We start from the raw sequence: 7,163 nt of genomic DNA, 5'->3' as shown, positions 1-7,163 counted from the left end.
CCGCCTCGTCCCCCACCTCGCGCCGCAACGCTCCCGCCTTCGGCGTCTCGCTCTCTAGCGAATAGCTTCGTCGTGACGGCGTAGGGTTTCTGCCGCAAAACGCGCGCTCTGCGCTGGGCGACGTCACGCGGCGGTGCAGCGGCGCCGCGACGCGAGGTCGGGGGCGAGGCGGACGCGCCTGCGTAGCAGCGCGACGAAATGCCGGACCGAGACGCCGCGTGTGTGTTGTCGCGCGGCGAAGCCGAAGCCGAAGCCTCGCCCCCGACCTCGCGGCACCGACACCGAGCCCTAGCGCCCCGCGACCTCACCCAGCGCCGCGAGCAGCGCGTCGATCTCCTCGTCGGTGCCGACGCTGATGCGGAGCGCGTCACCGAGGCCGTGCGACGTGAAGTGGCGCACCAGGATGTCACGTGCGGCGAGCGCGCGGGCGATCGGCCCCTGGTCGATGCCCTTCCTGCGCGCCAGCACGAAGTTCGCGGCGCTGTCGGGAACGGCGTAGCCGAGGGCGCGGAGCGCGCTCGTGAGCCGCGCGCGCGTCCGACGCACCCGTTCCAGATTGGCGCGTGCGGTCTCCTGATCGGCGAGCGCCGCCGTCGCCGCGGCCTGCGAGAGACGGTTCAAGTTGTAGGAGTCCTTCACCGTCCGCAGGCCGCGCAGGAGCTCGGGATCGGCGAACGCGAGCCCCACCCGCAGGCCCGCCAGCGAGTACGACTTCGAGAGCGTGCGCAGCACGACCACGTTGGGCAGCCGTCCGACGAGCCCGAGCGCGTGCGAGGAAGCGAAGTCGACGTAGGCTTCGTCGACGACCAGCACGCCGGCGATCCGGCGCGCGAGCGCCTCGATCTCCGCCGTCGGCACCAGCGTGCCCGACGGCGAGTTCGGGTTGCACAGGAACGTGAGCTTGGCGCCGGCGCCGGCGAGACCGGCCGGCAGCGACCAGTCGTCGGGCCACGGGATCTCGACCGGCTCGCCGCCCTGCACCGCGACCAGCGTCTCGTAGAGGCTGTAGGTCGGGACGGGAAACGCGACCCGCTCGCCCGGATCGACGAGCGCGCGCAAGAGAAGCGCCAGCAGCTCGTCCGACCCGTTGCCGGCCATGACGTGGTCCACGGGAACGCCGTAGAGCCGTGACGCCGCGGCGCGAAGCGCGGTCGCCTCGGGGTCGGGGTAGAGGCGCACGCGCTCGTCGACGGCGTCGCGCAGCGCGCTCAGCACGGCCGCCGACGGCGGGTACGGGTTCTCGTTCGTGTTGAGCTTCACGACCCTCCGCCCGGCAGCGGGCTGCTCGCCGGGCGTGTACGGCGGGACGGCCCGAACGGCGGGGCGCAGCCAGTCGGCGGGACGCGGCATGCGCCTCGTGTACGGGGCGGTCGGCGCCGGCGCAACCGCTGCGCCGGCCGTGCGGCACTCGGTCAGCTCGCGCGACGAAGCGATCCCGCCGCCGGCTTCAGGTGACGTTCCGTCACCTCGATGGCGAGCCGCTCGCGATCGGGAAGACCCGTCAGCACGTCGACCAGCTGCACCCACCGCTCGCGATCGGCGCTGGCGAGCTCGTAGAGCCGGATCGCGTTGTCGACGTCCTTGCGGCGCAGATGGTCGTCGGCGATCGCGAGCATCCGCTCGCGCGGCAGCGGCACGCCGCCCACCTCGCACACGTGGACGACGTCGGGGATGCGGCTGCGCTCCATCAGACGCTCCGCGAGCAGCGTCCAGTCGGTCGCCTCGACGGCCTCCGCGTTGCGGACGAACAGACGCATGGCCGCATCCAGGAAACCCCGATCGAGGTAGCGGCGCCCGACGAGAACCTCGGACGACTTCGTTGGCATTTGGTGCTCACCTCCTCGTGCTGCACTGCACGACCGCGGCACCTCCACACTGGATGTCAACGTAATGACACGCTCGGAGCCACGCAAGCGCGTCCGCCATGCGGGGGCGCAACGCTCCTCAAGTGGGGGTGGGACGGTGCCGATAAGCCTGCAGACGCCCGAGATGCCCGCCAAGCTCAACATCACGTACAGCGCGTACCGCGAGCTCGAGATGATCCCCCAGTCTCCGCTGCGCGCGATCGGCGAGGCGATCATCGGGTTGGCCGACGACCCCCATCCTCCGGGCTCTGCGGTCCTGCAGGGCGTGGGCGGGTGTCACTACCTCGCGATCGACGACTACTACATCCTGTACCACGTCGACGACGAGGACGGCCTGACGGTGCTGGGCGTGCTCCAGGGCCCGTACCACCCGCTGCACTGAGCGTCTTTCTCCTTGCTCCGCGCCGCGACCGCTGGGTACGCTGCGCGCATGCGGCACCCGATCCTCGTCGCGCTGATCCTCGCAGGGGCCATGGCACAGGGCGCCCTCGCGACGCCCGTGCGCATGTTCGTCGTCGGGCACAAGCTCCGGCTCGACGATTCGCTCACCTACCAGACGTTCCACGACAAGATGGCCGCGATGATGGATGCGACCTTTCCCGGCCGCTCGTCGCTCGTCCAGGCGGGGGTCGACGACGTCGCGACGCACCTCGCACCCGTGGATCCCACGGCGCCGCCGAACGCGCTGGTCGTGTTCCCCGAGGACACGGGCCTGCTCGCCGCCTTCATCGGCAGCCGCGGCGCCGTCCCGCGCGCGCAGCCGAACACGACCTTCGCGATCTTCAACCTGATCCTCAGCTACGCGAACCAGTTCAGCTACTACCAGACCAAGTTCCCCGGCCAGCCGCAGATCCGTTACGGCGTGCTCGCGATCACCGACACCTTCTATCGCGGCGTGTACGAGACCTTCCGGGAGCTCGCCATGACCCACGGCGTGTATCTCGCGGTCGGGGCCAACCTCGCGCCGGCACGCCGGGTCGAGGAAGCGGACGATCCAGCGCTGGTGGCGCTGCTGCGCGATCCCGACGAGCCCACGCGCACGTACGCGTACGAGGCGACGTCGCCGCTCGCCGTCAACACGACCTTCGTCTTCGCCCCCGACGGCGAGGTGCTGGTTCCGGACGGCGCCGGCGGCACGCTGCGCGCACCGTCGGAAACCGGCGGGCAGCTCCGTGGCTCGACGAACAAGGCGTACTTGACGCCGATCGAGCAGCCGCCGCCGGGCAACGCCGCCGGGCTCGCGCTCGCCACCGGGCCGGTGCGCGACATGGAAGTCCTGGGGACGCCCGTCGGCCGTCTCGGCATCGTGATCTCGAAAGACGCCTGGATGATCGACGTGAACGATCGCTTCGTCGCCAAGGGCGCGAACGTGATCCTGCAGCCCGAGGCGTTCGATTCCTGGGGCTTCACGACCACCGAATGGTCGCCCGATGTCTTCAAGGAGGGCGGCTTCGCGAACCTGCAGAAGAACCCGGAGTGGGTCGCGAACCTCGACGGGAGCCTCACGGGCAACCTCTTCGAGATCACCTTCGACGGCCAGAGCGCGATCATCGGACGCAAGCAGAAGACCGACCCCGGCCCGCTCTCGAGCTCGAACGCGTGGATCGGTCAGAATCCCGACACGGGCTTCCGCGCCATCGGGCCGTGGATCGAGGACGATCCGGGCATCGCGAGCCCCGGGCTCGGCCTCGCCGCGCGGCGCGATGCGCTGGCCGCGGACGGGGCATTGCTCCCGCCGACCTCCGCCGTCGCGTGCAGCGGCCCGCTCGCCGCCGGCGCGTGCAGGAACGGCTACCGCGAGGCGGTGGTGTGGGCCGACGTCGACGTGCCGACGTCGGCGGTGACCGCCCAGATCGACCCCGTGCGCGAGGCGCCGCCGGCCTTCTCGCCCGCCGTCCTGGCGAGCGGCGTGCAGGCGATGCCGGTCGGCCAACACGCCCCGCGGATCGCGACGCGCGGGCGTCACGTCTACGTCGTCTGGCACCAGGACGAGGGCGTCGGGAGCGGCATCTATCTCGCCGCGAGCCACGACGGCGGACAGAGCTTCAAGCCGCCCGTCCGGGTGAGCGACAACGACTTGGGATCCACGACGGAGCTCAACCCGGCCATCGCGGTTCGCGGCGGCCGCGTGATCGTGGTCTGGCAGCAGTTCGTGTCGCGCGGCGACGACGACGCCGGCCGGATCATGTTGGCGCGCCTGTCCGGCAGCGGGCGCAAGCGCGGGACCGACGTCCGCGTCGACGACGTCGACGGCGTGGGCAAGTGGATGCCCGCGGTCGCGTTCGCCGGCACGCGGCCGGTGGTCACGTGGATCGACGAGCGCGACCTCGGCCCCGAGGGCGAGCCACTGGAGCACGTCTACGCCGCCCGCGGCTTCCCCAGCGCGAGCGCCTTCGAGCCCGCCGTGCGGGTCGACGGCGGCGGCGTGGGCGATCCGCTCGCCCTGCACAACGACAACAAGTGGTCGCCGGCCATCACGGCCACGAAGTCGTCGGTGTACATCGCGTGGACCGACTTCCGGAACTACAACTGGGACGTGTTCACCGCGCACTCGATCGACGGGGGCCGCACCTTCGCCCCGAACGTCCGTGTCGACGACTTCGCCGGCTTCGAGCGGATCAACGAGCGGCCGTCGATCGCCGCCGACACGGACGGGCGACTCCACGTGGCGTGGACGGACCTGCGCGCCCGCGAGCCCGACACCAACGTGTTCTACGCCCGCAGCGCCGACGGCGGGCAGACGTTCTCGCCGAACCGCCAGCTCGACGACTCGAAGCAGGGGTTCCTCCCCGACACCGACACGCCGACCAACCAGTGGTATCCGAGCCTCGCCGCGGACCGCGGCAACCTGTTCGTCGCCTGGCAGGACAACCGGCTCGGCAACAACGACGTGTTCTTCGCGACGAGCCTCGACGCCGGCAACACCTTCCTCGCCTCCGAGCGGGTCGACGACACGGGCACCGGCACGAGCGAGCAGACGCGGCCGAGCCTCGCGATCGGCGGCAAGGGGGCCAAGCGCACCTGCTACGTCGCGTGGGAGGACGACCGCAACGGCGACCGCGACATCTACGTCGCCCGCCGCGCCTGCGGGAGCTGATCACTCCGCGTAGCCGAGCGCCTTCAGCCGGTCGCGATCCGCGTCGTCCGACGACTCGCTCGCCGCGCTCCGGGTGCCCTCGAGGCGCCGGCGCAGCTCGGCCAGTGCGCGCAGGCGATCGGGCGGCGCCGGCAGCCCGTGCTGCTCGCCGAAGTCGGTCGTGAGGTCGTACGCCACGCTGCGTTCGTCGTCGCCGCGGCGCATGGCGACGAGCGCCCGACCGCCGGTGACGAGCGCGTCGGCCTCCCCATAGCGGTAGATGAGCTGGCTCAGCACGTCGTCGCGTTCCTGCGGCGGCGACAGGAGGCTCGTCCCGATGCCGGCGGCCGCCGGCGGAAGCGGGATCCGCGCCAGCCCCAGCAGCGTCGGCAGCAGGTCGACGTGCATCACCGGCGTCGCGACGCGCGCGCCCGCCGCAGCGTGCGCCGGATAGCGCAGGAGCAGCGGCACGTGGATCAGCTCGTTGTAGACCGACTGGCCGTGGCCCCAGTTGCGGTGGTCGTAGAACTCCTCGCCGTGGTCCGCCGTCACGACGACGGCCGTCGTGCGCGCGAGGCCGAGCCGGTCGAGCGCCGCCAGGAGACGCCCGACCTCGGTGTCGGCGTACAGCACGTCGCCGTCGTAGCGCGCCACCAGGTCGGCGAGGTCGGCGGCGGGCAGCGGCTCGCCCTCCTCGAAGAAGAGGTAGCTCTTGCGGGGGTAGTTCTTCACCGGTGCGTGCGAGCGATCGGGTACGAAGCGATCGAACGGCGGCGGCGGATCGTACGGGTGGTGGGGGCTCATCATGTGGACGTAGAGGAAGAACGGCCGATCGTGGTGCGCGGCGAGCCAGCGCTCCGCCTCGTCGACGAGCCGCGTGTCGCGCGCCGTCGTCGAGAGCTCGCCCAGCACGAGGTACTTCACCCGGTTGTAGACCTGCATCCGCCCGCCGGGCAGCTGCGAGAGACGTTTCAGCACCGTCATGAAGAGCGTGACCCGGGTGAAGCGCTCGTCGTAGAGCGAGTAGAAGTCGGATACCCCTTGGTCGAAGCCGTATTCCGGCGTGACCCACGGGTTGCCGGAGAGTACGGCCGTTCGATACCCGTTCGCGGCGAGCAGCTCCGCGATCGTCAGCTCCGCGTCGGGGATCCTGGACCGCTCGTACAGGGTCTGGTGCTGCACCGGGAAGCGCCCCGTGAAGAGCGATGCCGTCGACGGCTTCGTCCAGCTCGACTGCGCGAACGCGCGCTCGAAGAGCGTTCCCTCCCCCGCCAGCCGATCGAGCGCGGGGCTGGTGGGACGACCGTAGCCGTAGCAGCCGAGGTGGTCGGCGCGCAGCGTGTCGATCACGATCACGAGGAAGCTCGGCAGCTCACGATCCGGCGCCGGGCCCGAGGTGCCGGGTGGACGCGTTCCAGCGAGCGGACGAACGGCACCGAAAGCGCCGACGGCGAGCAGCGCGAGGCCGATGACCGCGACCGAGACCGGGACCCGCCGGGCGCAGACGGCGCGCAGCGGAACGAACGCGAGGGCCGCCGCGGCGATGCATCCGGCGACCATCCACGGTCGCCACGGCGAGAGCGGCGTGAGGGCACGCAGCCACGTCTCGACGACGAACAGGCATCCGCCCGCGGCGAGGATCGCGGCGCGGGTCGTCCCGCGCGAGCGACGAAGCACACCGGCCAGCACGAGCGTCGCCACGCCGGTCGCGGCGAGGTAGAGCCCGAGCAGCCAGCTCACGGACGCCGCCGTGAGACTTCCCGGCGCCCGCAACGCCACCTGCCAGCAGTCGACGAGCGCGAGGACGACTGCGGAGACGAGCACTACCCGCTCTCGTCCGCGAGCGTGCTCGGATCGCGCGGGTGGACGCGGATGCGCTTCCAGCGCGCGAGCAGCACCTTGCCGGCGGGGAACCGCAGCGGCTTCGACACGTCACGCGCGCGACACCAGTGGACGTCCACCTTGCCGGCGTCGCGCGCCTTCGAGTACCACGCCGCCAGTCCCGCCGCCTTCTCGAGCACCGGCCCCGGCAGCGCCGGCAGCTTGTCCGGATTGCGCACGACCACGTGGCTGCCCGAATGCCCGGACACGTGGAACCAGAAGTCTTCGGGCTCGGCGACGTCGAACGTGAGGACGTCGTTCTGCTCGTCGCCCTTGCCGACGAGCACGGTGAAGCCCTCGACCTCGAGCGCGCGATACGGTCTACCCTTGCTGGCCACCCG

The 7,163-nt window shown here is 71.5% G+C and carries 6 protein-coding genes; 2 read left to right on the top strand and 4 right to left on the bottom strand.

Annotation, left to right across the window (positions count from 1 at the left end):
- Positions 1 to 288 precede the first annotated feature (288 nt).
- Both hisC and VMS22_20080 read right to left on the bottom strand, forming a co-directional pair.
- Positions 289 to 1,350, bottom strand: coding sequence for a histidinol-phosphate transaminase (gene hisC / locus VMS22_20085; GenBank protein HXJ36341.1), 1,062 nt, complete (start codon positions 1,348 to 1,350; stop codon positions 289 to 291).
- 62 nt (positions 1,351 to 1,412) lie between these two features.
- Entirely contained in the window at positions 1,413 to 1,826 is a 414-nt protein-coding gene (locus VMS22_20080; GenBank protein HXJ36340.1) for a hypothetical protein, read from the bottom strand.
- 136 nt (positions 1,827 to 1,962) lie between these two features.
- Here VMS22_20080 and VMS22_20075 point away from each other — a divergent pair, with 136 nt between their 5' ends.
- Positions 1,963 to 2,247, top strand: coding sequence for a hypothetical protein (locus VMS22_20075; protein ID HXJ36339.1), 285 nt, complete (start codon positions 1,963 to 1,965; stop codon positions 2,245 to 2,247).
- A 48-nt stretch (positions 2,248 to 2,295) separates the two neighbouring features.
- Positions 2,296 to 4,962, top strand: coding sequence for a hypothetical protein (locus VMS22_20070; GenBank protein HXJ36338.1), 2,667 nt, complete (start codon positions 2,296 to 2,298; stop codon positions 4,960 to 4,962).
- On the opposite strand, the gene VMS22_20065 is transcribed toward VMS22_20070, so the two are convergent.
- Positions 4,963 to 6,765, bottom strand: coding sequence for a sulfatase (locus VMS22_20065; protein ID HXJ36337.1), 1,803 nt, complete (start codon positions 6,763 to 6,765; stop codon positions 4,963 to 4,965).
- On the bottom strand, positions 6,765 to 7,160 hold the full coding sequence (locus tag VMS22_20060) for an NFACT RNA binding domain-containing protein (protein HXJ36336.1): 396 nt from the start codon (positions 7,158 to 7,160) through the stop codon (positions 6,765 to 6,767). The genes VMS22_20065 and VMS22_20060 overlap by 1 nt, the downstream gene beginning before the upstream one ends.
- Positions 7,161 to 7,163: the final 3 nt, after the last annotated feature.

Source organism: Candidatus Eisenbacteria bacterium (assembly GCA_035577985.1).
GTDB lineage: Bacteria > Desulfobacterota > Binatia > DP-6 > DP-6 > DATJZY01.
Note: the sequence above shows the minus strand (reverse complement) of the source record. Positions and strands in the feature narration are given on the sequence as shown.

Coding starts and splice junctions, on each gene's coding strand:
- hisC (HXJ36341.1), bottom strand. CDS start 1,350: ATGCCGCGTCCCGCCGACTGGCTGCGCCCCGCCGTTCGGGCCGTCCCG.
- VMS22_20080 (HXJ36340.1), bottom strand. CDS start 1,826: ATGCCAACGAAGTCGTCCGAGGTTCTCGTCGGGCGCCGCTACCTCGAT.
- VMS22_20070 (HXJ36338.1), top strand. CDS start 2,296: ATGCGGCACCCGATCCTCGTCGCGCTGATCCTCGCAGGGGCCATGGCA.